Genomic DNA, 24665 nt, shown 5'->3' on the forward strand with positions numbered 1-24665 from the left:
CCGGCTGTCAGTGGGAGCGGTTAGGTTGACTGCATGCGCATCGCCACGTGGAACGTCAATTCGATCACCGCCCGGCTCCCGAGGCTCCTCGCCTGGCTGGAGAGCAGCGGCACGGACGTGCTCTGCGTCCAGGAGACCAAGTGCACGCTGGAGCAGTTCCCCGCCGAAGCGCTGCGCGAGGCGGGTTACGAGTCCGCGGTCAACGCCACGGGCCGGTGGAACGGCGTGGCGCTGCTCTCCCGCGTCGGCCTCGCGGACGTCGTGACGGGCCTGCCCGACGGCCCGGACTACGAGGGCGTGCAGGAGCCGAGGGCGATCTCGGCGACCTGCGGCCCCGCCCGTGTCTGGTCCGTCTACGTCCCCAACGGCCGCGAGGTCGCCCACGACCACTACGCCTACAAGCTGCGCTGGCTGGAGGCCCTGCGGAAGTCCGTCGCCGGGGACGCGGCGGGGACGCTGCCGTTCGCGGTGCTCGGAGACTTCAACATCGCTCCGACGGACGAGGACGTCTGGGACCCCGCTCTCTTCGAGGGGGCCACCCACGTCACCCCCGCCGAGCGGGCGGCGCTCGCCGCACTGCGCGAGGCGGGACTCTCCGACGTGGTGCCGCGTCCCCTCAAGTACGACCACCCGTACACCTACTGGGACTACCGCCAGCTCGGCTTCCCGAAGAACAAGGGCATGCGCATCGACCTGGTCTACGGGAACGCCCCTTTCGCCGCGGCCGTCAAGGACGGTTACGTCGACCGAGAGGAGCGCAAGGGCAAGGGGGCCTCGGACCACGCCCCGGTGGTCGTGGACCTCGACCTCTGACGGTGACGGCTGTGTGCGGCCGAGAGGGCCCAGTTGTCAACGACGGGTTGACGACCCTCGCGTGTCAACCTAGGGTTGCCTCATGACGAAGCCGCTGCGCGCCAACCCGCCCATCCGTCTCGACGACCTGATCGACGCGATCAAGGAATCCCACACCGACACGCTGGAGCAGCTCTCCGGGGCCGTGGTCGCCGCGGATCACCTGGGTGAGATCGCCGACCATCTCATCGGCCACTTCGTGGACCAGGCGCGCCGCTCCGGCGCGTCCTGGACGGACATCGGCCGGAGCATGGGCGTCACCCGCCAGGCCGCCCAGAAGCGGTTCGTGCCCAAGAAGCCCGGCGAGGTCTCCGACCTGGATCCGAGCCAGGGCTTCGGCCAGTTCGACCAGCAGGCCAGGAACGTCGTCATGGGCGCGAACAACGAGGCCCACGCCGCACGCAACGACGAGGTGGGGGTGGAGCACCTGATCCTGGGTCTCCTGTCCGAGCCGGACTCCCTCGGCGCCCAGGTGATCACCGGGCAGGGGGTCCGGCTGGACGCGGTCCGTGAGGCGGCGGCACTCGCCCTGCCGGCCGCTGCTGACGAGGTCCCCGAGCTGATCCCCTACGACGCCGGGGCCCGCAAGGTCCTGGAGCTCACCTTCCGTGAGGCGCTGCGCCTCGGCCACCGGTCCATCGGGACGGAGCACATCGTGCTCGCCGTGCTGGAATTCGAAGGGGGCGCGGGGGTTTTGTCGGGGCTGGGCATCGACAAGGACGTGGCGTCGTCCGACGTCGCCGCCGCGGTCGCCGTGGAGGCGGAGGACGCGGCTCCGGGCGTCGAAGGCTGAGAAGGGTTCCGGATCGCCTCAGTGCACCGAGAATCCACCGTCGACGAACAGGGACTGCCCGGTGACGTAGGAGGAGGCCGTGCTCGCCAGGAACACCGCGGCCCCCGCGAAGTCCCCGGCCAGCCCGTTGCGCCCCACCATCGTGCGTGCGGCCAGAGCCGAAACCCGCTCGGGGTCGGACGACAGGCGCTCGTTGAGGGGCGTCATGACGAATCCGGGCACCAACGTGTTGCAGGTGACACCGTGCGGAGACCAGGCCTCGGCCTGGGAGCGGGCCAGCGACTCCAGCGCGCCCTTGGAGACTCCGTACGCACCGCTCCGCACGAACGCCCGGTGCGCCTGCTGTGACGTGATGTGGATGATCCGCCCGAAGCCGCGCTCCGCCATGCCGGGTCCGAACCTGCGGCCCAGCAGGTAGGGCGCCTTGAGGTTCACCGCCATCGTGGTGTCCCAGACGTCCTCGTCCAGCTCGCTCATCGGCGGCCGCAGGTTGACGCCCGCGCAGTTGACGAGGATGTCGGGCTCACCGAACGCGGCAGCCGCCTCCTCGCCGGCCGAACGCACGCCCTCGGTGGTCCCGAGGTCGGCGCTCACCCAGGCCGCCCGGCAGCCGTCGCCGGTGAGTTCGCCGACGGTGCGCGAGAGTTCCGCCTCCCTGCGGGCCACGACCACCACGCTCGCACCGGCCTGTGCGAGCGCGCCCGTGATGGCCCTGCCGATGCCGGAGCTGCCGCCGGTCACCACGGCGACCCGGCCTTCCAGCGAGAAGAGTTCGGAAAGGTAGTTCTGCGGTGTCATGCCCTCAGCCTAGACATATGGCCAGGTCATGCACGGGGCAGGTCCCCGAGTGGGCACAGTCGCGCGCCCTGTGAGGCGGAAGGCGTCCGGGATGGGATCCTGGAGGGATGAACATCCCTTTCCTGGACAACTGGCGTAAGCGCCAGGGCGGTGCGCGGGAGGTGGCTCTCGCGGCTGCCGTCGAGACCGATCCGGACGGCGTGGCCCAGCTGTTCGCGGAATGTGAGTTGCTGCGCGCCCGGGCCGTGCAGTGTGGCCTCGAACTCGACGACACCCCCGCCTCGTTGTCCGCCCTCGACCAGCTGCCGCCCATCTGGCGTGATGATCCCGAAGAGCTGCCCTGGGTGGGGAACGACGCGGGTCTCTACCTCGGCACCGTGCTGGTGCGAACCGTGCCCGGAGCCGTCTGGGACATCCTGGCCGGCGGGAAGCCGGTGGTGCGGCTGGCCTCGGGGCGTGAGATCGATGTGGTCTCCGCCGGTCTGGACTGGGCGATGTCGGGCAGCCCCGAGCTCTCCGAGATGTACGCGGAGTCCGCGGAGAGCGGCCCAGAAGCCAAAACGCGATAAACAGCCTTATACGCACGTGGTGCGTGTCGCCGTCGAAGCGCGCTTCCGCCCCGGATAGTTTGCGCTGACCTCGACACAAGCGATAAGTGGGTAGGGCAGCGTATGGCCGTCGATCCGTTGATCGAACTGCGGGACGTCAACAAGTACTTCGGAAAGTTGCACGTACTGCAGGACATCAATCTCACCGTAGGCCGCGGGGAGGTGGTGGTGGTCATCGGCCCCTCCGGATCGGGCAAATCAACCCTCTGTCGGACCATCAACCGGCTGGAGACGATCGAGTCCGGCCAGATCGCCATCGACGGGAAGCCGCTCCCCGAGGAGGGGAAGGGACTGGCGCAGCTCCGGGCCGAAGTGGGCATGGTCTTCCAGTCGTTCAACCTGTTCGCACACAAGACCGTGCTCGCCAACGTCTCGCTCGCTCCGCTCAAGGTCCGCAAGCGCAAGAAGGACGAGGCCGACCGGCGCTCCCGCGAACTGCTGGAGCGGGTCGGTCTCGCCTCGCAGGCGGACAAATTCCCCGCCCAGCTCTCCGGCGGCCAGCAGCAGCGCGTCGCCATCGCCCGCGCACTCGCCATGGACCCCAAGGCGCTGCTCTTCGACGAGCCGACCTCCGCGCTCGACCCGGAGATGATCAACGAGGTCCTCGAGGTCATGCGGCAGCTCGCCCGGGAGGGCATGACCATGGTGGTCGTCACACACGAGATGGGCTTCGCCCGGTCCGCCGCCAACCGCGTGGTCTTCATGTCCGACGGATGCATCATCGAGGACCGCACCCCGGAGGACTTCTTCACCTCCCCGGAGAGCGACCGCGCCAAGGACTTCCTGTCCAAGATCCTCAAGCACTGACAGGGGCCACCGTGTTGCGTACGAGGAACATCGCCACCGTGCTGGTCTGCCTCCTGCTCGCCGCGCTCTCCGCCGGCTGCGGCCGGGAGGGCAGCCCGCCGGTCAAGGGGCCGAAGGCCGGGGAGCTGCCCCGGTACAAGATCGACACCGGCTTCGAGCTGCCGCAGTCGAAGACCTGGGAGAAGGCCAAGAGGCGTGGCCATCTGGTCGTCGGGGCCAAGGAGGACCAGCCCTACCTCGGCGAGAAGGACCCGGCCGGCGGGATGTACTCCGGCTTCGACATCGAGATCGCCCGCATGATGGCGGCCTCGCTCGGCTTCGACCCGGACACGATCCGTTTCCGGACGATCGCCTCCGCCAACCGCGAGACGGCGCTCCAGAACGGGCAGATCGACTACTACGTCGGCACCTACACGATCAACGACATGCGCAAGAAACTCGTCGGCTTCGCAGGGCCGTACTACCTGGCCGGGCAGGGGCTGCTGGTGCGGACCGACGAGACCGACATCCACGGACCGCAGGACCTGGCGGGCAAGACGGTCTGCTCGGCCGCCGGATCCACGCCGTACCAGCGCATCGCGGCGGACTTCCCGAAGGCGGACCTCGTCGCGTACGACACCTACTCGATCTGCGTCGACAACCTGCTGACCTTCCAGGTGGACGCCGTCACCACGGACGACGCCATCCTGCTGGGCTTCGCGGCCAAGGCCCCGGAGGAGATGAAGGTGGTCGGCAAGCCGTTCTCCGAGGAGCCCTACGGCATCGGGGTCCCGCGCGCCGACAACGCGCTGCGCGCCGCGCTCGACGACGCGCTGGAGGCCAACGAGAAGAACGGCAACTGGAAGAAGGCCTTCGAGGCGACCCTCGGTCTGTCCGGAGCGCCCGCGCCGAAACCTCCGCCCATCGACCGTTACCCGGCGAACTGAGGGGCCGGCCACCACCATGGACGTACTGACAGAGAACTTCTCGCTCTACGGCAAGGGATTCCTCGGCACCGTCGAACTCACCGTCTACGCCTCGGTCCTGGCCCTGGCGCTCGGCTTCGTCATGGCGTCCTTCCGGGTCGCACCCGTCGGCTCGCTCAGATTGATCGGCACCGTCTGGGTCGCGGTGCTCCGCAACACCCCCCTGACACTGCTGTTCTTCGCCGTGCTGCTGGGCCTGCCGCGCTTCGGCCTGGTCCTCCCCTTCCAGCTCTTCGCGGTCCTCGCCCTCGGCTGTTACACCTCGGCGTTCATCTGCGAGGCCCTTCGTTCCGGCATCAACACCGTGCCCACGGGACAGGGCGAAGCGGCACGGAGCCTCGGGATGTCCTTCGGGCAGACGCTGGGCAACGTGGTGCTGCCCCAGGCCTTCCGGGCGGTGATCCCCCCGGTCGGGTCGACGCTCATCGCCCTCGCCAAGAACTCCGCGATCGCCGGCGCCTTCAGCGTCACCGAGCTGCTTGGGACGTACAAGACCCTCAACGAACTCGGCTACAGCATCATCTGGTCCTTCGTCTGGATCGCCGTCGGATATCTGATCATCACCCTCGCCATCAGCGCTCTCTTCAACGTGTTGGAGAAGCGCTGGGGAGTCGCCCGATGACCCACTCCACCGTCTCCGCCTCCGCGCTCTACGACATCCCGGGGCCCGCCACCCGCAAGCGGCACTTCCTCTACGGAGTGCTCTCCACGGCCGTGGTCCTCGCGCTGTTCGCATGGCTCCTCCATCTGCTCTTCGACACGGAGCAGTTCACCGGCTCGAAGTGGATGCCCTTCACGTACAAGGGCATCCAGGAGCTGCTGCTGCGAGGTCTCGGCAACACCCTCAAGGCCTTCGCCTACGCGGCTGCCCTCTCCCTGGCCCTCGGGGCCGTCCTCGCCGTCGGCCGGCTCTCCGAGCACAAGCCGGTTCGCTGGATCGCGACGCTGCTGGTCGAGTTCTTCCGGGCGATGCCCGTGCTGGTAATGATCTTCTTCATCTTCGTCGCCCTCAAGGTCCAGCCGCTACCCGCACTTGTGGCCGGGCTGACCCTCTACAACGGGTCAGTGCTCGCGGAGGTCTTCCGCACGGGGATCAACTCCGTGGAGAGGGGGCAGCGGGAGGCGGCGTACGCCCTGGGCATGCGCAAGACACAGGTCACCACCCACGTCCTGGCCCCGCAGGCCGTCCGGGCGATGCTGCCCACCATCATCAGCCAGCTGGTGGTGGCCCTCAAGGACACCTCGCTGGGCTATCTGATCACCTACGAGGAGTTTCTCCACGCAGGCAAGCTCATCGCGTCGAACCTCGACTACGACCTCCCGTTCATCCCCGTGGTCATGGTGATCTCGCCCATCTACATCGGGATGTGCATGCTGCTCTCCTGGTTCGCCACCTGGGTGGCCAGACGACAGCGCCGTAACCCCAAGACGGAAGGCACCGGCGTCGCCGCCGCCGAGCCGGGAACGCTGCTTCCGGGCCGCCGGCACTAGTGCCGCAGCAGTCGTCGGTCAGTCCGACCGGCAGCAGCCGGTGATCACTCCTCGCACCACGGCACGGGACGCGATCCGTATCCGTGTCCGGTGGGGGAGAAGGTCAGCTGCGAGCCGGCCGGGTCGCGGCCGATGCGACGAGAACCGGCGCGGGCCACCCACGGGTGGCCCGTGACCGGCCCGACGCCGTGGGTGTGGAGTGCGGCTCCACACCCACGGCGTCCGGCGTCCAGGCAGGCCGGCGTCCCTGTCGCGACCTGGAGGGGTGGTCCCGGACCCGCGAGGGCTTCGAGGGCTCCGAGCCCCGCCGACTTCCGGTCTCACCGTTCAGCAGGCACTGCGCCAGGTCCCCAACTCCCATTTCTTCCGCATGGAGGAGAGCCCCAGCCTGCGGGACTCGGGACAGAAGCGGTGGGTCGGCTCGGTGTACTCGACGTGGAAGACCGCCTTGCCGGCCTCGATGAACGGCGTGAGCCGGGCGCACTCGCCGTACTGTGCGCACTGCTCGTTGACCGCGAAGTCGAAGGCGTCCACAAGCTGCGGGATCTGCGGCAGGTCGTTCTTCAGGCCCACCGACAGACCGCGTTCGTGGGCGATGTCGGCGATCATACGGTTGTACCTCAGCTGGTCCCGCGCGGTGAGCGGGAAGCCGGTGTCGTCGGCGTAGCCTTCCACGAGGTCGGGCTCCACCGCGTCGAACCCCTTCTCGCGGCACATGTCGAACCGTCGTTCCATGATCGGCCGCAGCAGGGAGATCCGCCGGATGTCCAGCCAGCGCTCACCCTCCCAGCCGTTGGGCCCGCCCAGCACCGAGCGGGGGAAGTCGTCCTTGTCGGGCCGGTAGTCCTCCCGAGCGCCCACATTGATGTAGCAGATCACCTTGCGCCCGGCCCGGTGGAGCCGGGCGACGTCCGCGGCGTCGTTCTCGAACCCGTCGATGTCGTAGACCGGCACGTCGGCCGCCGCGGTGTCGACCTTTCCGTCGAGCTGCCACTGCCAGGCCAGCCCTGGACGAGGCTGCCACCGTGCTTCCCGCGGGCTGTCCGGTGCGGGGCGGCCGCCCGTATCGGAACAACCGGCCGTAGTGACGGTCACCAGGACCGCCAGCACGCCCAGCAGGGCCGTCCACGCCCGGCTCCCGTGCCTCATCCCTCCGCTCCGGCCAGCACCGGCGTCAGCCGGGCCCACGGGTTGGGTGGTTCCCCCGTCACCGGGCCCGACACCGCCGCGCCACGTTCGTGCGCGGTGCGCACGGCCAGCGGAGCCAGCGCCTCGGGCACGCCGTACACGAGATGGCAGAAGCGATCGGGCGAATGGCGCGTCGTCCAGTCGGGTCTGCTGAACGCCGACACGTAGGTGGACCAGGGGCCCTCGAACGTCACGACGAGATCCGCGATCCTGGCGTAGCCGGGAGCCGGGTGCGCCCCCGGGTTGAGGACCACGGGCGACGCGCCCTGACGGCGCAGTGCGCGCACCAGCCTCCGGTAGGCGGGCAGCGCGTCCGCGGCCGTGCTCACCCGGTCCAGGAAACAGCCGTCGGTCGCGTACCACTCCTGGTGCCGGGCGGCATCGGCGATGACGTCCGCCGCGGGGCGGGTGCCGTAGTCGGTGTCCACGTAGCCGAGCAGTCGTGCGCCCGCACCGCGCAGTGCGCCCGCTGCGGAGACGAAGGCGGGATCGGCTGCGGTGCCCGGTCCGTCCGCGGGATTGACGACGACCGCGTAGGTGCGGTCGGCCGCGGCGATGAGCCGGTGCCAGGAGCCCGGGTCCTCGGCCGGGTGGACGTACAACGGGATCAGCAGGCTCATGACGGCCGTTCGCCTTCCTCGTGCGGGGGCGGGGGGTGAGCGGCGGCCCACAGAGCCGACAGCGAATCGCGGAGCGCGTACGAGGGTTGCCAGCCGAGAGCGGTCCGGGCGGCGGAGATGTCGGAGCACTGCCAGGACACCTGCTCCGAACGTGCGGAGCCGGAACCCTGCTCCTCGATGCGCCCGTCGAAGCCGGCGATGTCCGCGAGCGTGCGCACCAGGTGGCGTACCGGTACGGCGTCGCCGCCGCCGATGTTGAGGACGCGCGGCAGCGGTCCGGGCGCGGTCACCGCCCGTTCGACCGCCCGGGCCACGTCGCGTGCGTCGACGAAGTCCCGGTACGCCGACAGGTCCCCGAGACGGAGCACCGCGTCCGGGTCCCGACCCGCCTCACGCAACAACCGGGTGACCCGGCCGGGCAGCCCCGCAGGCGGTGCCCCGGGTCCCACCGGGTTGCCGACCCGGAGGACGAGCGCGTCCAGGGCCGAGGTGGAGACGGTGACCGTCCCGGCCAGTTTCGTGGCCCCGTAGGCGCTGAGCGGGTGGGTGGCCGACGACTCCGCCGTCGGGACCCGGCCGGTCCCCGGACCGTACTCGGCGGCCGAACCGAGATGGACCAGCCGGGCCGAGGGGCAGGCCACGGCCATCGCGGCGCACAGGACGGCGGGCCCCCGGGCGTTGACCTCCGCCAGCGTGACCGGGTCACCGCCGGTCGCTCCCGCGCAGTTGACCACGGCGTCCGGGGCCACCGACGCCAGGGTCTTCGCGAGCCGGTCTGCGGAGTCTTCGGCGAGGTCGACGGGAACGTCGGCGGCGGGGGACCGGCCACCGCCGTGGACCCGAGCGCCCCGAAGGGCGCCGAGCCGCTCGGTGACGTGGGTCCCCAGGTAGCCGGTGTGACCCAGGACGAGAATGCGCATGAGACGCTCAGGCTCCCTTGAGCAGCAGGGACTTGCGGCTGGTGAACTCCGCGTTGGCGCGGTCGTAGTCGTCGGGGCGGCCGATGTCCAGCCAGTAGCCGTCGAAGTCGTAGGCGTGCGGCAGGTTGCCGGAAGCCAGCAGATCCAGCACCAACTCGTCGAAGCCCAGCGGCAGCCCGGCGGTGTACCCGTCGAGTGTGGCCCGGGACATCCCGTACACCCCCATGGAAACGCGGTAGTCCATGCTCGGCTTCTCGGTGAAGCCGACGACGTTGCTCGCGTCCGTGGTCAGCACCCCGAAGTCGATGCGTACCTGACGCGCGTACGTGGCGATCGTCAGCGGCGCTCCGGAGGCCTGGTGGCGGTGGAGCACATCGGCGTAGTCGAGGTCGGTGAGGATGTCCCCGTTCATCACCAGGAAGTGTTCCGGCAGCCGCTCACGCATCGTCAGCAGCGGCCCCATGGTCCCCAGCGGGGACTCCTCGGTGGAGTAGTCGACTCTCAGGCCCCATTGGGAGCCGTCGCCGACGTAGGCCCGGATGATCTCGCCGAGATGCCCTATGGCGATGGTGCAGCCGGTGAATCCCGCCGAGGCGAGCTGGCGCAGGACGATCTCGAGGATGGCGTGCTGGTCTCCGATGGGAACGAGCGGCTTGGGCAGCGCCGTGGTGTAGGGCCGCAGCCGGACGCCCTTGCCGCCGGCCATGATCACTGCGTACATGGTCTTCCCCCTTGCTCGAGTGCCGGACGTGCTCAGATGTTGTAGATGCCGGTCTTGTAGCGGGCCAGGTTGCCCGGCTCGCGGAAGAACTCCACTGTCTGCGCGAGGCCTTCCTCAAGCCCGTGCGCAGGGCTCCAGCCGGTGGCGGCACGAAGCCGGCCGGCGTCAGCGACCAGGCGCATCACCTCCGAATTCGCCGGCCGTAGCCGCTTCGCGTCCTCGCGGACGTCGAGCGAGGTGTCCATCACCTTGCCGATGAGGGCGACCAGGTCGCCGACGGAGATCTCGCCGCCGGTTCCGGCGTTGAAGGTACGGCCCACGACCTGCTCGGCCGGTGCGGTGCCGACCGCCAGGAAGGCCTGCGCGGTGTCCTTGACGAAGGTGAAGTCGCGGGTGGGACGCAGGTCGCCGAGGGTGATGGTCCGCTCCCCGGCCGCGACCTGGCCGATGACGGTCGGGATGACGGCCCGCATGGACTGCCGCGGCCCGAAGGTGTTGAACGGCCGCAGCGTCACCACCGGGGTGTCGAAACTGGCGTGGTAGCTGTCGGCCAGCCGGTCTCCGCCCGCCTTCGAAGCCGCGTAGGGGGACTGGGTGTTGATGGGGTGGTCCTCGGTGATCGGCACGGTCTGCGCGGTGCCGTAGGTCTCGCTGGTGGAGGTGTGCACCAGCCTCGGCGTGCCCGCGGCCCGTACCGCCTCCAGCACGTTCAGTGTGCCGGTGACATTGGTGTCCACGTAGCTGTGGGGCGCCCGGTAGGAGTACGGGATGGCGATGAGGGCGGCCAGGTGGTAGACGCTGTCGGCCCCTTCGACGAGATGGCGGACCGAACCCGGGTCCCGGACGTCGCCGAGGACGATCTCGACCTGGCCCAGGACTTCGGGGGACAGGGTCTCCAGCCAGCCGTACGAGGAGAAGGAGTTGTACTGCGCCATGGCCCTCACGCGGTGCCCGGAGGCGACGAGCGCCTCGGTGAGGTGGGAACCGATGAAGCCCTCGGCTCCGGTGACGGCGGCGAGCGGCGGAGCGGTCAAGGTGGTGTCCTTCCGGTGGTCGGTGTCAGATGGATGGCGGCGGTGCGACGGCACCGGCGCGGTCGGTGGACGGGAGTCAGCCGTGTGCGGACGGCCGGCCCAACTGCCGCACGGCCACCGCGATGAGGCAGAGCACGGCACCACCGCAGCTCAGCGGCAGCGCCGCGGTGCCCGGTGGGGCGCCGGTCAGCGTCACCGAGCCGGCGAACACCGCCGCGGTGAGACACAGGGCCGCCGGCGGCCAGGCGATGCCGAACGCCTGGAGCAGCAGGGAGATCCACAGCGCGGCGGCGAGCAGCAGCAGGGTGACGGGCTCGGCGTCCACGAGTGCCGCGGCCGGCGCGAGCGGTCCGAGGTACACCAGCAGGCAGCCGGCGAGAACGGCGGCGGAACGGACCCGGAACGCGGCCGGTGTCCTCGTGGACCGCAGTGCCGCCACCGACAGCCCGCGGTAGCGGTACAGCAGCCACTCGGCCGGCCCCATGCTGAGGGTCAGCACGATCGCCGTCCAGGGGTTGTCCCGGCCTGCCAGGAACACCAGTGACCCGGCGGACAGTCCGAACAGCCCGTACGGCAGGGACGGCCACAGCCCCGGACGCCTGGCCCCGGGCGCGGCCGGAGCCGTGCGGGTGGCGCGCAGTGCCCAGCCTGCCGCGGCGACCGCGCCGAGCAGCGACAGCAGAGGCAGCCCGGCCCGGAGCACCGGCCCGGGCTCCCACCACAACAGCGCCGTCCCGCCGGCGGTGACCGGCACGAGGACCGCCAGCAGCAGCCGCTCGCGACCCAGCACCAGCAGCACACCGGCGGCGGCCAGGTACGCCGACTGGGTCGCGACGGCCATGGCCGCCACGCCCGACCCGGCCGTGAAGGCTCCGGCGGCGGCCGCCGCGGCGGCGCCCAGCGGCGCCCCCTTCGCCAGAGTGCGACCCGCCTCCGGGAGCCCGGTCGCCAGGCGCACGTACGCCCGGTGGCTCAGGGCCTGGTTCCACGCCCAGGAGATCAGCCCCGCCACCACCAGCGCACGCACCGTGCCGTCAGGGGGCAGCAGCCGCCCGGCGAGCGCGTAGGCGAGGCCGGGCAGCGCGAACAGCAGCCCCCGCAAGGCGCAGCGCAGATGGTCCGGCCGCCAGGGATCGGCCGGCCGAGGCGGCTCGGGGAACGTCCGCGGTACGCGCTGGTACAACGCCGTCGCCAGGGAGAACAGGTCGGCGTGCCCGTACCGCTCCTGGATCACCTCGCCGGTGAGCCCCTCGGATTCCAGCAGTGCGGCGACCTCGTACGGATGGACCGCGGGCGCGACGCGGTCGGCCAACTCGGCGGCGAGCCGGTCGACCGCGTCGCGCCGCACGCCGGATCCGGGCAGGAGCAGGGCCGGGGTGGGGCGGTCGGAAAGGCGCAGTGCCGGTGTGAGGTCGTCGGCGAGGCGCAGCGCCAGCGTGTCCTGCTCGGCGCCGCCCGGCTCCAGGGACATGGGTCCGCTCATCCGGCCGCGCTCCTCACCGGTGACCTGCCGGTCGTCGCCGGCGTGTGGTCCTCGACCGCCTGGTGCGCGCTCCGGCCGCCGGTCACCGACAGCTCCTGGTAGATGGAGCGGAAGGTGTCGATGGTCTGTCGGAGGGTGAACTGCTCGATCACCCTGAGACGTGCCGCCTCACCCATCCTCCGGCGCCGCTCGGTGTCGGCCAGCAGCTCCAGTGCCGCTGCGGCCATCGCGGCCGGATCGCGCGGTGGCACCACGAGACCGGTGTCGCCGACGGCCTCCCGGACGCCGCCCACGTCGGTGGAGACGGTCGCCCGCCCGCAGGACATGGCTTCGATCAGGGTGAAGGGGAAGCCCTCGCTGATGCTGGAGAGCATCACGACGTTGCCTGCCGCGTAGGCGTCCCTGATGTCCTCGACGCGGCCCTCGAAGGTGACCGCGTCGGCGTGGCCCAGCTCCGCGGCCAGTGCCGCGCACCGGTCCCGGTAGCCCTCCCCGCCGCGGGGCGTGCCGCCGAACAGGCGCAGTCGCGCGGTGGGCATCTGCGCCCGCACGAGGGCGAAGGCGCGGATCAGGGTCTCCAGATCCTTGATCGGGTCGACGCGGCCGGCCCAGCTGAGCACGGGGTCGGCCGGTTCGGGGCCGGCGGGCGGGAACGCGGCGGGGTCCACACCGTTGTAGACGGTCCGGATCGACTCCGGCGCCGCGCCGCCGCGCTCCTCCCAGAGCCGGTTGTAGCGATTGCCCGGAGTGATCAGGGCGGCCCGCCGGTACGTCTCCTCCGCCAGCAGCCGGAAGAAGCCCAGCACGAGCGCCTTCACCGGCCACCGGTAGGGAGCGGTCCGGTACCCGAGGTAGCGCTCGCGCAGGTAGACGCCGTGCTCGGTGAGGAGCAGCGGGACGCCGTGCCGTTCCAGCGCGGCGAGGGCCGGCAGGACCGCCACGCCGCCGCTGACGGCGTGCGCCACACCGGTTTCCGGGTGCCTTGCGGTCAGGGGCCGCAGCGCGTGCTCCAGCAGCGTGGTCGCGGTCACCGCGTCCTGCAGGGTCGGCCGGGCCTCGCGTACCGCGATCCCGGGCCGGTTCCACAGGGACGTCAGGATGCCGACGGCACGGTCCCCGCGCAGGAACGGACTGAGCCGGCCGTCCTCGGCGGCCCGCGCGAGCGCGTACAGGGCCGGGCCGAAGCCGTCCTCGGCGCGCGGGTCGAGCAGCGCGGTCACGAACCGCTCGTAGGATTCGGTGAGCCGCCGGAGGTGGTGGCCGCGTGGCGCGCGGCCGTCCGGGGCGGGGCCCCACATGGGGACGGAGTCGATGCGGCCGACGTGGGCGGGGACGTCCCAGACGACCGGCTCCCGGCCGGTGCCGGTGACGGCGATCACGTCGAAGGCGATGTCGGGCATGCCGGTGACGAGTTGGTCGCACCAGACACTCACACCGCCGTGACTGTGCGGGTAGGTGCCTTCGGTGAGCAGGGTGACGCGCGACGCGCCGGTGTGTCGCGCGCCGTGGGGAACGTGCATCAGTGTGCTCCACGGCCGGGAGATGGGGGTGCCGGGCCCAGGGGTCGCGGGCCCGGGCCCGGCCGCCGCACCGGCGGCCGGGACAGGGAGGGCGTGCGTCTGTCAGCGCTCCGCGCCGTAGGGGACCGGCTCCCTGACGCCGGCGGGTACCTCGGTCCGGGGCGCGGTATCCGTCGGTGCGCCGGCCACGTCGGGTGTCCCGTCCGGCTCACCGGCGGACGTGGGCAGGTCAAGGGTGTACGGCTGCCCGTCGGCCGCGGCCCAGCCGGAGACCGAGCCCGCGTAGGCGGCCCCGAAGCCCGTGCCGCCGTGCCGGGTACCGGCGGGCATCGTGGCCGTGAGCGCCACACCACCGGGCGCGTGCACGCTCACGCTGTCGCCGATCCGGTAGGCGGTGACCTGGCCGGCGTCGAGAGCGGCCCGCCAGGCGGCCCGCCGCTGCATCTCGACGCCGATGTCCTTCATGCGGAGGTTCACCACCGGGGTGTCTTCGGTGAACAGGTCGTCGTAGTCGCCGAGGACGCCGTCGAGCACCGGGTAGGCGATGCGGTCCTCGGCGAGGTTCGACTGGTGGATGAAGTGGGGCTTGGGGTCGTTGGCGAGGACGTGGCCCAGCGCGATCCGGGTCTCCAGCGGCACGATGTGCTCGGTGAAGCCGGTGGCGGGGTCCAGCGGCGCGGCGAGGCAGGTGGACGTGGTGGGGTTGTCCTCGCAGATCCCGCTGCCGCCCTGGGCACGGGCGGTGTAGATCCAGTTGTACTCGTCGACCTGTTCGGCTGCCCGTCCGGCGTTGTAGAAGACGTTCATCGGGTAGCGGGAGACGGTCGTGGCGCTGCCGACCCGGCGCTGCACGGGGTCACGGGAGTTGTCCGAGCCCAGCCACTCGATGCCCGTGTCGGTGAGGGCGGGCCCGAGATTGGGGTTGTCGACCGGTTGTTGCGGTGTCACCTTGAGACCCGAGTGCTCACCGGTCACCAACTCATCGCTGTGGAGCGGCAGTCCGGCAGCCACGCCCCACGCCTCGTTGGTCGCGATCTCGTCGGCGATCTCGTTCCGGCCGACCCACCGGGTGGAGCCGTCCGCGTTCGTCGCGCACCTCCACGGCACCACGCCGGTGTCCTGCACGCAGCCCAGGAAGGCGTGGGTGTAGGTGTGGTTGATCCACCTGAACCGGTCGCGGTCGGCCAGCAGCTTGTCGGCGAGGGCGTCCTGGCCTCCGTTGTCCTCGCGGTGGTCCACGGTGCCGGAGGCGTTGTAGGCGAAGTCGAGGGTGAGTCCCCGGCTGTTCTGCCAGGCGGTGGCGTGGTCGACGTCTGTCGGGACCATGCGGATCGGGTTCGGGGTGCCCTCACCCGGCAGGCAGTCCACGTCACCGGGCGTGCAGTTGAGCGTGCTGTCCCAGCGGTCGTCGGCGGCGAGGACGTCGTCCACGTGGACCGCGAAGTAGTTGCGGTCGGCGCCGAGACGCACCCCGCCGGTCATCCATTCCACGATGCCCCGGGCGAGCAGCCGGTACTGCTGCTGGTGCTGGTTGTAGACGAAGGTGACGACGAGTTCGCGGCGCCCGTCGTGCCGGTACTCACCCACCAGGGAGCCCTTCGTCGTCCTGCCGGGGATGGCGGCCTGGACGTAGGGGACGAAGTCGGCGCCCGCCGCCGGTGTCGAGAGGTAGGCGTAGGACTCGCCCACCGTGGGGGAGTTGTCCTCGAACGGGACAGCGCCCTCCAGATAGCCGAAGGCCGCGGCTTTGCCGGCAGGTGTCACCTCGGCCCGCACCCCGTCGATGCTGCCGGCGTATCCCGTGCCGACCGCCGCGTTGAGCCCCACCTGTGGACGTGCGTAGGTGTAGGCGTCGACCTGCGGGATCGAGTACGTCTGCTCGTAGGCCACGAGAGCGGCCATCTCGGGGGAGCCCGTCGGGAACGGGTTGTCGTTGGGCAGGACGACGGCCTGGTACTTCGCCCGTGGCCGGCCGTCGACCGTGTCGGCGAGGAAGTCCGCGTCGACCACGGGCCGGCCGGTGTCCTCCAGATCGACTTCGGTGTACGGCGTTCCGGCGTTCTCCAGTTCTGCGGCGATGGCATCGGTGGACGGCCCCCCGTCGCTCACGACCAGCACACGCAGATCGACGCGCGGTGGCGGGTCGTCCGCCTGAGCCGTGGCGGCAGGCAGCCCGATCGTTCCCATCAGTGCGCCCATTAAGAGCGCGGTGGTGCGAATGGTCCGCTTCATGCGGTGGAAACCCCTCCCCAGGGCAGGGGAGGTTGGGCTCCTGTCGGAGCCTGCCCCACCCCCATGACCACGCCGGCGCCCCCTGAGGCACCGACCGTCGACGCATCCGTCGTGTCACATAGTGAGGTCTGTGTGGAGTTTTTGTGTGACCGTCACGGAACTTGACGGAAAAGCATATGTGTCCATTAGTGCGACAAGGTGGCGGTCGTGAGTGGAACGGTGCCCCCGGTCGTCGTGCTGAGGGCCGGGTCACGTGCCGGTGCGCTGCTGCGGAACGCGAACGGCCGTATGTGGGCGGCCGGGTGGCGGGGGGTGGGGCATCGGCGGGCTCGGCCGAAGTGCCGATCGGTGGGGAGCTGGATCAAGTCATTCCCGGTGATGGCACGTCGACGGCGGCCGACGTGGAGTAGGGGTCGGCCGCCGTCCTGGTCCATGAGGTCCCCGCTCAGCGGGGGCGTGCGCGGTTCGACGCGCACGGAGGTCTGACTACGCGCAGAGCACGCGGGTCTCGGGCGTGTATACCGGACCGCCGCTGAGGCTGGAGCTGTCGCTGAACTCGGCGTAGAAGTAGGAGTAGAAGCCGATGTTGCCGTTGCAGCCGGAATCGGCGGCGACCTGCAGGGTCAGGGTTACGGTACGGCTCTGACCGGGCGGGATCGTGGTGCCGTAGTTGCTGCCGAGGTTCGCCGGACCGGTGCCGGAACATGGGACGGCCCCGGCGTCCGTCACCAGGCTGCAGCCGGTGAAGCTGTAGGTGAGGTCGGGGCGCTGCGTGGTCAGCCAGGTCGGGTCGATGGCCTGGTAGATGAACCAGATGTCGTACGTCTGATTGTTCTTGATCGTCATGGACAGGTTCACCGTGCCGCCGGGTGTGGTGGTGGCGACGTCGGTGCTGAACGACAGTTCGGCCGGGGCCGGGTCGGCGGCGCTCGCGGAGGGAGCCGTGCCGAAGAGTGCGAGGGCGAGGCCGATGATCGTGGCGAGGCCGAAGTGTCTCGTGCGACTGAATCTCATGGCCCGGGAGATTAGGCACGGCCCCGAGGCGTCGTCTGCACCCCGAGGCACGCCGCGCACACGCTGCGGCTGGAAGTGGTCGGAAGGTGAAGATCATGTGGAGTCGTCTTCACGTTGTGACTGGAGAGCTGTTTCCGCATGGCAACGCCATGATGTGGCACGTGCGCGGAGGGTGGTCATGCGTAGCATGCCGGGGGACACGTGTGGTGCGGCCAATGGCGGGTTCCGGGCGGCTCGTACCGGCGTCGCGGTGCGGGCCGCCCGTGTCGCGCGAGAGCGCGCGGTGTCGCGGTGTACTGACGTCGACCCGGTCAGTTCTGTGGCCGACGGGCCTCGGGCTGGTCGCGCGCCTGGAGTCGGACCGGCCGTCCGACGTGCCGGTTCGCCGCTGATACCACCGCGCCGACCAGGGCCCTGGTGAGGTCGGTCCCGATGCAGACGCCCCAGCGCACTTCGCCCTCCACCAAACATTCGGCGTAGACGCAGACCGTCTGCCCTGCGGCCGTATCGAGGGGCTGGTTCACCGTTTCCAGTACGGAGATGTGGCGTAGGGGTGCCAGGGCAGCGGTCAGGGCCTCGGACAGGTCGGTGCCCGCACCGGTCAGGGTGGTGGGTTCGCCGGCCGTCTCCGCGTCCAGAGCGAGGTGGCAGGTGCCGTCGGCCGTGGTCTCGATGTGGTGGTCACGGACCAGGATCCGGCTCCATGAGTTCGCGGGCGGCGCGAGGTAGGCGTCGGAGAAGAGGGACCAGATGCTCTCCGGTGTGACCTCGCCGCCGTGTGCGTCCGTATGGTTCTGGATGATCCGGGAGAACTCGATCTGCAGGCGGCGGGGCAGGTCGAGGTGGTGGTTGGTCTTCAGGATGTACGCCACACCGCCCTTGCCGGACTGGGAGTTGACACGGATGACCGCTTCGTAGGAGCGGCCGACGTCCTTGGGGTCGATCGGCAGGTACGGCACGTCCCAGAAGGTGTCCGGCACCGGCCGGCCCAGGGCGGCGGCCCTCTCGTCGAGCGCGGCGAAACCCTTGTTGATCGCGTCCTGGTGCGATCCCGAGAACGAGGTGTACACCAGGTCTCCGGCGTAGGGGTGCCGGGCGTGGACTTCCATCTGCGTGCAGTACTCGGCCGTGCGCCGTATCTCGTCGATCGACGAGAAGTCGATCAGCGGATCCACGCCCTGACTGAACAGGTTCATGCCCAGGGTGACGAGGTCGACGTTGCCGGTGCGTTCGCCCTGGCCGAAGAGGCAGCCCTCGATCCGGTCCGCGCCCGCCAACACGGCGAGTTCGGCCGCCGCGACCGCGGTGCCACGGTCGTTGTGGGGGTGGGCTGAGAGGCACACGTGAGCGCGGCGCGACAGATGGCGGGACATCCACTCGAAGCGGTCCGCGTACGTCGACGGAGTGGAGCGCTCGACGGTGGCCGGCAGATTGAGGATGATCTCCCGTCCCTCGTCCGGCTGCCATACGTCCATCACCGCCTCGCAGACCTCCAGGGCGAAGTCCAACTCGGTCTCGGTGAAGATTTCCGGGCTGTACTGGAAACCGAACGCAGTGTCGCCGCCCAGCAGCTTGTCGGCGTACCGCATCACCAGGTCGGTGCCATCGACCGCGATCTGCCGCGTCGCCTCCTTGTCGTTGCGGAAGACGGTGCGGCGGAAGAGCGGGGCGGTCGCGTTGTACAGGTGCACGGTGGCCTGGTCCGCGCCCACCAGGCTCTCCAGGGTCCGCTCGATGAGTGCCTCGCGTGCCTGGGTCAGCACCGAGATCGTCACGTCGTCCGGGATCGCGTCCTCTTCGATGAGCGAACGCACGAAATCGAAATCGGTCTGGCCCGAGGCCGGAAAACCGATCTCGATCTCCTTGTAGCCCAGCCGGACGAGCAGGTCGAACATGGTCCGCTTACGGTCGGGCGGCATGGGGTCGATCAAGGACTGGTTGCCGTCGCGCAGGTCGGTCGACAACCAGCGTGGGGCCGCGGTGGTGCGCCTCGACGGCCAGCTGCGATCCGGCAGGTCCACGGCTTCGTAAGGGCGGTACCGGTGCACGGGCATGGCGGAGGGGCGCTGCCGTACGGTGGCCGCGGTGATCGGCGTCGGGCGCCGATCCGGCTGCTGCGCTTCGGTCGGGTCGGCGACGGGGGCGGTCACAGCCGCCCCATGGCGCTCTTGATCCGGCCGACGGCTTCGCCGAGGGTCTTCTCGTCAGTGGCGAACGCCAGCCGGATGTGCCGCTCGCCGCCGGGGCCGAAGGCGGAGCCGGGGGTGACGGCCACCTTCGCCTCGCGCAGCAGCCAGGTCGTGAAGGCCGTGGAGTCGGCGAATCCGGTGCCGCTGATGTCGCAGAAGGCGTAGAGGGCGGCATCCGGGGTCGGGCAGACGAAGCCGGGGATGCCGGACAGGCCCTCCACCAGGAGGTCACGGCGGAACTCGTACGCCGCGCGCATCTCCTCGATGGGTTCCTGGGGGCCGGTCAGCGCGCTGATCCCGCCCCGCTGCACGAAGGAGCCGGCGCAGCCCACCGTGTGCTGTTGCACCTTCAGCATCTGGGCCGAGACATCGTCGGGCGCCGCCACATAGCCGAGGCGCCAGCCGGTCATGGCGTAGCCCTTGGAGAAGCCGTTGACCGTGACGGTGCGGTCGGCCATGCCGGGCAGCGCCCCGATGCTGATGTGCTCGCCGCGGAAGCGGACCTTCTCGTAGATCTCGTCCGTGATGACGAACAGGTGGTGGTCCCGGGCGACGTCCGCTACCGTCTCGGCCTCGGTGCCGGTGAGGACGTTGCCGGTCGGGTTGTTCGGGTTGTTCATCAGCAGGGCGCGGGTACGCGGGGTGATGCGCTCTTCCAGGAGCTCTCGGGTGATGCGGAAACCGTTGTCCGCGCTCAGCGGGGCGAAGACGGGATCCGCTCCGGCGAGGCGGGCCATGGCGGGGTAGCTCACCCAGCTCGGCGTGGGTATCAGCAACTCGTCACCCGGTCCGAGCAGCGTCATGACCGAGAGGAGCAGGGCGTGTTTGGCGGAGGGAGTGACGATGACCTGGCGGGCCGGTTCCACGGCCAGGCCGTTGTCCTTCAGCAGCTTGTCACCGATGGCCGCGAGGAGTGTGGGGAGGCCGCGACTGGGCGTGTAGTGAGTGAAGCCGTCGTTCAGCGCCTGCATGCCCTCGGCAGTGATGTGGCCGGGGGTGTCGAAGTCGGGCTCGCCGCCGTTGAGGTCGAGGATCGACTCGCCCTGGGCACGCAGTGCTGCCGCCAGATCGAGGATGGCGTAGGTGGGGGATTTCTCGATCCCTGCGAAGCGGGAGGCTACGCGAGAGACGGGCACAGTGGGTTCTCCTGTCGGTAGAGCACGGGGTGAAGGTGCGCGCCGCCCGCGCGCGGGGGTGATGCGCGGGCGGCGCGGGACGAGGGACCGTCTACGGGGCAGCCGGTTTCCCGGCGTCAGTCGGCCACGCGGCCCCGTACGCCGTCGACCCACGCGTCGGCGTGGGAGTCGGCGGTGGCATCGTCGCGGAAGGCGTAGGTCTTGAGGAGCCAGCGCGACTTGGCCCGCACCGGGTCGTGGATCTCGATCTTCTCCCGGCTGTGCATGCCGTCCTGGTTGGCCAGCACGAACAGGTCGCCGGTAAGGATGCGGTGGCGTTGCTTGTCGGCCTTCGCGAGCGCGTCCTTCACAGCGATGAGCGCGTCCCGGGCCTCGACCGGAGCACCGGGGGCGATGGTGGTCGCGGTGTCCATGTACCGGAAGCTGTGGTGGTTGTAGATGATCGCGTGCTCCGCGGACTCGGTCAGCGCCGGATTGAACTCGCGGGAGAAGACGTCGAAGGCCGTGACGAAGTACGGCTGCCGCAGCGTCCTCTGCGTGTCCTCGTCGAGGTGTTCCAGCAGGGCCGGGCCGTCGACGTACCCGGTGTAGATGACGTCGTCGGGGCAGCGCATGCCGAGCAGGGAGATGTAGTCGGCGCGAACCCGGTGGGCGGTGCGGTCGTTGTGGAAGTACAGTTCGCTGTCGCTGTAGCCGCTGAACATCCCGTCGAAGCGGTTGTAGGCGACGACGTCGGTGAAGAAGTCGCCCCGATTGCGGGCGTAGGTGAGCAGCGGTGTCCCGACGAGCTGATTGAACAGTTCCAGCAGCGCCTCACCGACGAACGTCTTCTTCTTCCTGTGTTTGTCGCTGACCGGGTCGTCGTGATCGAGGACCGGCACCTCGGCATCGATGGGGACGTTGCGCAGGACGTGTGCCTGCGAGACGCCGGAGCGGCGCTCGTCCTTGATGCGGCCGCACACCTCGGTGAAGAAGGCAGGCACGCGACCCTGGTCGATCAGGTCAGTGATCGCCTGGAAAAAGGCCGGGTAGTCCTCGTACGGATGTTTTCCGACGGAGTCGAGGAGGTCGTACAGCTCATCGTGTTCCGACTTGTCCAGCGCGTGGATGGGTCGCATCGCTCGCTTCCTGATCCTGGTCGACAGTCGCCACGCGTATATGCCGGACAACGGCCGCGTGGGGGATTCAGGAAGGAATATCCGACGGGTTCCCCGACGGCGTCAACGGGCCTCATCAAAAGGTGGAGGCGTCCATCAGAAAGGTGGCAAAAATACGGTCGTCGTTCCTCCGTTCTACGGGTGCCGCAACCGGATTCCCCGCCACCGGGTCTACCGTGGCCGTCCAATCATGAGCGTCATGCATGACGAATTTCGCTTGAGGAGAACAGGTGAAACTGTCACAGTGTTCTGCATTCGTCGCAGTGGCCGAGACGGAAAGCTTCACCCGGGCCGGACTGCGGCTCGGGATCAGTCAGTCGGCGGTGAGTCATGCCGTGGCGGCGCTGGAGAAGGAACTCGGAGTGCCCTTGCTGCGCCGCGAGCGTGGCGGTGTCCTGCTCACGCCGGAGGGCAGAAGGGCGCTCCAGCACGCCCAGGCTGTGATCCACCACGTCGAACTGGTGGCGGTACGGGCGCGTGACGCCCGGGTCGACGACGGGCCGCTGCGGGTGGCGGCGGTGCCCACGTTCGCCTCACAGCTGCTGCCGCGGCTGATGGCCGAGCTCGCTGCCCCGGGCCGGGAGCCGGACATCATTGTCAGAGAGGCCGACGACAAGCAGATATGCCGCTGGCTACGGGCCGGCGCCGTGGACGTGGGCGTCACCTACTCCACGCCGCCCGGAGTGGTCACGGCGCCCTTGGTGCGGGAGACGCTGTACGCCCTGGTCGCCCGGGACCATCCGCTTGCCGATGCCCGGGCCGTGTCGTACGAGCAGGTCGTGCGCCTGCCGCTGATCATTCCTTCCTGGGACCCTGAGACGGCGGTGTTGCGCGCCCTGCGGGAGGCGGACGGGGAGCCGGTGATCTCGCATCACATACGCGACCTGAACACCGTGCTGTGCATGGTCGGCGAGGGACTGGGGGCGACGATACTGCCGGACACGGTCCTGCCGACGGTGCTGCCCGATCTGCGGGTTCTGCGGCTGATCCCCCGCCGCTCGCGTCAGCTGTCCATCAGTACCCAGCCCGCGGAGTACGACGACGGCCGGGTGCGGGCCTTCGCCGCCGCCGCCCGGGAGATCGCCGGGCGGCGCATCAACGAACTGCGGACCCTCGCCGGCCTTCAGAGCGACGTCGTCGTGGGCATGGCCGACGGGCGCTTGCTCTCGTAGGAGGCGATGGAGTCCTCGTGCCGCAAGGTGTCGGTGATGAGGTCGAGGCCCGAGAGCAGGCGTCGCCGGGCTCCTTCCTCGACGCGGAAGGAGGCTCGGATCTCTCCGCAGCTCAAGCGTGACTGCGTCAGGTCTACGGTGACCTGACGGGTCGACTCGTCGGTGACCACGTCCCACAGCCGCTCGACCGTCTCCTCGGGCAGCGTGACCGGAAGCAGGCCGTTCATCAGTGCGTTGCCGTGGAAGATGTCGCCGAAGCGCGGGGCGATCACGGCACGGAAACCGTAGTTCAGCAGCGCCCACACCGCGTACTCGCGGGAGGAGCCGGTGCCGAAGTCGTTGCCCGCGATCAGCACGCTGGCACCCTGGTACTGGGGCTGGTTGAGCACGAAGTCGGGATCAGTACGCCAGTCGGCGAACAGCGAGTCGGCGTGTCCGGTGCGCTCGGAGTGGTTGAGGAACCGCACCGGGATGATCTGGTCGGTGTCGACGTCGCTGCGCCGCAGCGGCACCGCGGTTCCGTGATGGACGGTGAACTTCTCCAAGGCAGCCTCCTTACAGGTCTTCGGGGGCGGCAAGCCGCCCGGACACGGCGGTGGCGGCGGCGACCGCCGGGGAGACGATGTGGGTCCGCGCCCCGCGTCCCTGCCGCCCCTCGAAGTTACGGTTGTTGGTGGAGGCGGCCCGTTCCCTGGGGCGCAGCCGGTCCTCGTTGAGGGCCGCGCACATCGAGCAGCCGGCGCCGGCCCGGAAGTCCGCGCCCGCCCGGTCGAACACGTCGGCAAGTCCCTCCGCGACGGCCTGTCGGCGTACGGTCGCCGACCCCGGCACGATCATCATCCGAACTCCTTCGGCCACTTCGCGGCCGGCGAGGACCTTCGCGACGGCGCGCAGATCCTCGATCCGGCCGTTGGTGCAGGAACCCACGAACACGCAGTCCACCGGCACGTCGCGCATCGCCGTGCCCGGGGTCAGTGCCATGTAGTCCAGTGCGCGCCGGGCCGCCGCGCGCTCCGACTCCGTGCCGAGGACGTCCGGGTCCGGGACCACGCCGTGGAGCGGCACGCTCTGGGCGGGGTTGGTTCCCCAGGACACGAACGGGGACACGGCGTCACCGTCCAGGGTGACCTCCTTGTCGAAAACCGCGTCGGGATCGCCGCGCAGCCCCTTCCAGCGCTTGACCTCCGCGTCCCAGGCCGCACCCTGCGGCATGCCGGGGCGTCCGGCGAGATACTCCAGCGTCGTGGCGTCAGAGGCGATCATCCCAGCGCGTGAGCCCGCCTCCACCGTCATGTTGCACAGGGTCATCCGCCCTTCCATCGACAGGGCGTCGATGGCCGTACCGCGGTACTCCACGATGTGGCCCTGGCCGCCCGCGGTACCGATCTCGGCGATGAGGGCGAGGGCCAGGTCCTTCGCTGTCACACCGGGGCGCAGGGTGCCGTTGACGGTGACGGCCATGTCGCGGGGGCGCTTCATCGCGAGGGTCTGGGTGGCCAGTACATGTTCGACCTGGCTGGTCCCTATACCGAAGGCGAGTGCGCCGAAGGCCCCCTGCGTGGTGGTGTGCGAGTCGCAGCACACGATCGTCATGCCGGGGCGGGTCAGGCCGAGTTCCGGGCCGATGACATGGACGATGCCCTGCTGGGAGTCGCCGATGCGCAGCAGCGGGATGCCGAACTCGGCGCAGTTCTCGCGCATCAGCTCGGACTGGCGGCGGGCCACTGGGTCCTGGATGGGCTTGTCGACGGCGATGGTGGGGATGTTGTGGTCCTCGGTGCCCAGCGTCAGATCCGGGCGCCGCACGCGTCGGCCCGAGGCGCGCAGGCCGTCGAACGCCTGCGGGGTATTGACCTCGTGCAGCAGGTGCAGGTCGATGTAGAGCAGGTCCTCGCCGCTGTCGCCGGGACGGACGACATGCGTGTTCCACACCTTTTCGGCCAGGGTCGAGCCCATGGTCGCTCC

Annotated in this window: 23 protein-coding genes; 8 read left to right on the forward strand and 15 right to left on the reverse strand. The window is 70.0% G+C overall.

The genetic code is table 11. The features are described 5' to 3' along the window. Window positions 1–33: 33 nt before the first annotated feature. Window positions 34–813, forward strand: coding sequence for an exodeoxyribonuclease III (locus ABT001_RS12690; RefSeq protein WP_351275938.1), 780 nt, complete (start codon window positions 34–36; stop codon window positions 811–813). Window positions 814–895: 82 nt separating this feature from the next. Further along, the gene (locus ABT001_RS12695; protein WP_351275940.1) at window positions 896–1645 is read left to right on the forward strand and encodes a Clp protease N-terminal domain-containing protein; all 750 of its coding nucleotides are present in this window, start codon (window positions 896–898) and stop codon (window positions 1643–1645) included. Between the two features lie 18 nt (window positions 1646–1663). Here ABT001_RS12695 and ABT001_RS12700 read toward each other — a convergent pair whose 3' ends face one another. Next, window positions 1664–2443 carry an SDR family NAD(P)-dependent oxidoreductase gene (locus ABT001_RS12700; protein WP_351275942.1) on the reverse strand — a complete coding sequence of 260 codons (780 nt, stop codon included), beginning with the start codon at window positions 2441–2443 and terminating at the stop codon, window positions 1664–1666. A gap of 107 nt (window positions 2444–2550) precedes the next feature. Here ABT001_RS12700 and ABT001_RS12705 point away from each other — a divergent pair, with 107 nt between their 5' ends. The 5 genes from ABT001_RS12705 to ABT001_RS12725 all read left to right on the forward strand — a co-directional run bounded on the left by ABT001_RS12705 (window position 2551) and on the right by ABT001_RS12725 (window position 6314). Beyond that, window positions 2551–3012, forward strand: a complete 462-nt coding sequence (locus tag ABT001_RS12705) for a DUF6278 family protein (protein WP_351275944.1) — start codon at window positions 2551–2553, stop codon at window positions 3010–3012. Window positions 3013–3114: 102 nt separating this feature from the next. After that, the gene (locus tag ABT001_RS12710; RefSeq protein WP_351275946.1) at window positions 3115–3858 is read left to right on the forward strand and encodes an amino acid ABC transporter ATP-binding protein; all 744 of its coding nucleotides are present in this window, start codon (window positions 3115–3117) and stop codon (window positions 3856–3858) included. Between the two features lie 11 nt (window positions 3859–3869). Continuing rightward, on the forward strand, window positions 3870–4784 hold the full coding sequence (locus ABT001_RS12715; protein WP_351275948.1) for a glutamate ABC transporter substrate-binding protein: 915 nt from the start codon (window positions 3870–3872) through the stop codon (window positions 4782–4784). A 16-nt stretch (window positions 4785–4800) separates the two neighbouring features. Beyond that, window positions 4801–5445, forward strand: a complete 645-nt coding sequence (locus tag ABT001_RS12720; protein WP_351275950.1) for an amino acid ABC transporter permease — start codon at window positions 4801–4803, stop codon at window positions 5443–5445. Beyond that, window positions 5442–6314: an amino acid ABC transporter permease gene (locus ABT001_RS12725; RefSeq protein ID WP_351275952.1), complete on the forward strand. Its 873-nt coding sequence runs from the start codon at window positions 5442–5444 to the stop codon at window positions 6312–6314. Before ABT001_RS12720 ends, ABT001_RS12725 begins: the two co-directional genes overlap by 4 nt. Window positions 6315–6641: 327 nt before the next feature. On the opposite strand, the gene ABT001_RS12730 is transcribed toward ABT001_RS12725, so the two are convergent. The 12 genes from ABT001_RS12730 to ABT001_RS12785 form a co-directional block, all read right to left on the reverse strand. Further along, the gene (locus tag ABT001_RS12730) at window positions 6642–7463 is read right to left on the reverse strand and encodes an endo alpha-1,4 polygalactosaminidase (protein WP_351275954.1); all 822 of its coding nucleotides are present in this window, start codon (window positions 7461–7463) and stop codon (window positions 6642–6644) included. Further along, a complete protein-coding gene (locus ABT001_RS12735) occupies window positions 7460–8122 on the reverse strand; it encodes a spherulation-specific family 4 protein (RefSeq protein ID WP_351275956.1) in 663 nt (220 codons plus the stop codon). Before ABT001_RS12735 ends, ABT001_RS12730 begins: the two co-directional genes overlap by 4 nt. After that, window positions 8119–9042 carry an NAD-dependent epimerase/dehydratase family protein gene (locus ABT001_RS12740; RefSeq protein WP_351275958.1) on the reverse strand — a complete coding sequence of 308 codons (924 nt, stop codon included), beginning with the start codon at window positions 9040–9042 and terminating at the stop codon, window positions 8119–8121. Before ABT001_RS12740 ends, ABT001_RS12735 begins: the two co-directional genes overlap by 4 nt. 7 nt (window positions 9043–9049) lie before the next feature. Continuing rightward, on the reverse strand, window positions 9050–9763 hold the full coding sequence (locus tag ABT001_RS12745) for a nucleotidyltransferase family protein (protein WP_351275960.1): 714 nt from the start codon (window positions 9761–9763) through the stop codon (window positions 9050–9052). A 32-nt stretch (window positions 9764–9795) separates the two neighbouring features. Then, a complete protein-coding gene (locus ABT001_RS12750) occupies window positions 9796–10797 on the reverse strand; it encodes an SDR family NAD(P)-dependent oxidoreductase (protein ID WP_351275962.1) in 1002 nt (333 codons plus the stop codon). Between the two features lie 76 nt (window positions 10798–10873). Then, window positions 10874–12280, reverse strand: a complete 1407-nt coding sequence (locus tag ABT001_RS12755; RefSeq protein ID WP_351275964.1) for a hypothetical protein — start codon at window positions 12278–12280, stop codon at window positions 10874–10876. Further along, window positions 12277–13800 carry a GT4 family glycosyltransferase PelF gene (gene pelF, locus ABT001_RS12760; protein WP_351275966.1) on the reverse strand — a complete coding sequence of 508 codons (1524 nt, stop codon included), beginning with the start codon at window positions 13798–13800 and terminating at the stop codon, window positions 12277–12279. The genes ABT001_RS12755 and pelF overlap by 4 nt, the downstream gene beginning before the upstream one ends. Before the next feature lie 102 nt (window positions 13801–13902). Beyond that, window positions 13903–16032, reverse strand: a complete 2130-nt coding sequence (locus tag ABT001_RS12765) for a hypothetical protein (RefSeq protein ID WP_351275968.1) — start codon at window positions 16030–16032, stop codon at window positions 13903–13905. A 486-nt stretch (window positions 16033–16518) separates the two neighbouring features. Then, window positions 16519–17046: a COG1361 family protein gene (locus ABT001_RS12770; RefSeq protein WP_351275970.1), complete on the reverse strand. Its 528-nt coding sequence runs from the start codon at window positions 17044–17046 to the stop codon at window positions 16519–16521. 311 nt (window positions 17047–17357) lie between these two features. Continuing rightward, complete coding sequence (gene leuA / locus ABT001_RS12775; RefSeq protein ID WP_351275972.1) at window positions 17358–19196, reverse strand: 2-isopropylmalate synthase; 1839 nt, start codon at window positions 19194–19196, stop codon at window positions 17358–17360. Then, the gene (locus ABT001_RS12780) at window positions 19193–20371 is read right to left on the reverse strand and encodes a pyridoxal phosphate-dependent aminotransferase (RefSeq protein WP_351275974.1); all 1179 of its coding nucleotides are present in this window, start codon (window positions 20369–20371) and stop codon (window positions 19193–19195) included. Before ABT001_RS12780 ends, leuA begins: the two co-directional genes overlap by 4 nt. A 116-nt stretch (window positions 20372–20487) precedes the next feature. Further along, complete coding sequence (locus tag ABT001_RS12785; protein WP_351275976.1) at window positions 20488–21489, reverse strand: Fe(II)-2OG oxygenase family protein; 1002 nt, start codon at window positions 21487–21489, stop codon at window positions 20488–20490. A gap of 269 nt (window positions 21490–21758) precedes the next feature. Here ABT001_RS12785 and ABT001_RS12790 point away from each other — a divergent pair, with 269 nt between their 5' ends. After that, the gene (locus ABT001_RS12790) at window positions 21759–22700 is read left to right on the forward strand and encodes a LysR family transcriptional regulator (RefSeq protein ID WP_351275978.1); all 942 of its coding nucleotides are present in this window, start codon (window positions 21759–21761) and stop codon (window positions 22698–22700) included. On the opposite strand, the gene leuD is transcribed toward ABT001_RS12790, so the two are convergent. Together leuD and leuC are read right to left on the reverse strand one after the other, a co-directional pair. Further along, window positions 22652–23245: a 3-isopropylmalate dehydratase small subunit gene (leuD, locus tag ABT001_RS12795; protein WP_351275980.1), complete on the reverse strand. Its 594-nt coding sequence runs from the start codon at window positions 23243–23245 to the stop codon at window positions 22652–22654. The two genes, ABT001_RS12790 and leuD, sit on opposite strands and share 49 nt — an antisense overlap. Window positions 23246–23255: 10 nt before the next feature. Then, window positions 23256–24656: a 3-isopropylmalate dehydratase large subunit gene (leuC, locus tag ABT001_RS12800; RefSeq protein WP_351275982.1), complete on the reverse strand. Its 1401-nt coding sequence runs from the start codon at window positions 24654–24656 to the stop codon at window positions 23256–23258. Between the last annotated feature and the right edge of the window lie 9 nt (window positions 24657–24665).

Origin of the sequence: Streptomyces sp. NPDC002793 (assembly GCF_040295485.1) — a bacterium.
GTDB lineage: Bacteria > Actinomycetota > Actinomycetes > Streptomycetales > Streptomycetaceae > Streptomyces.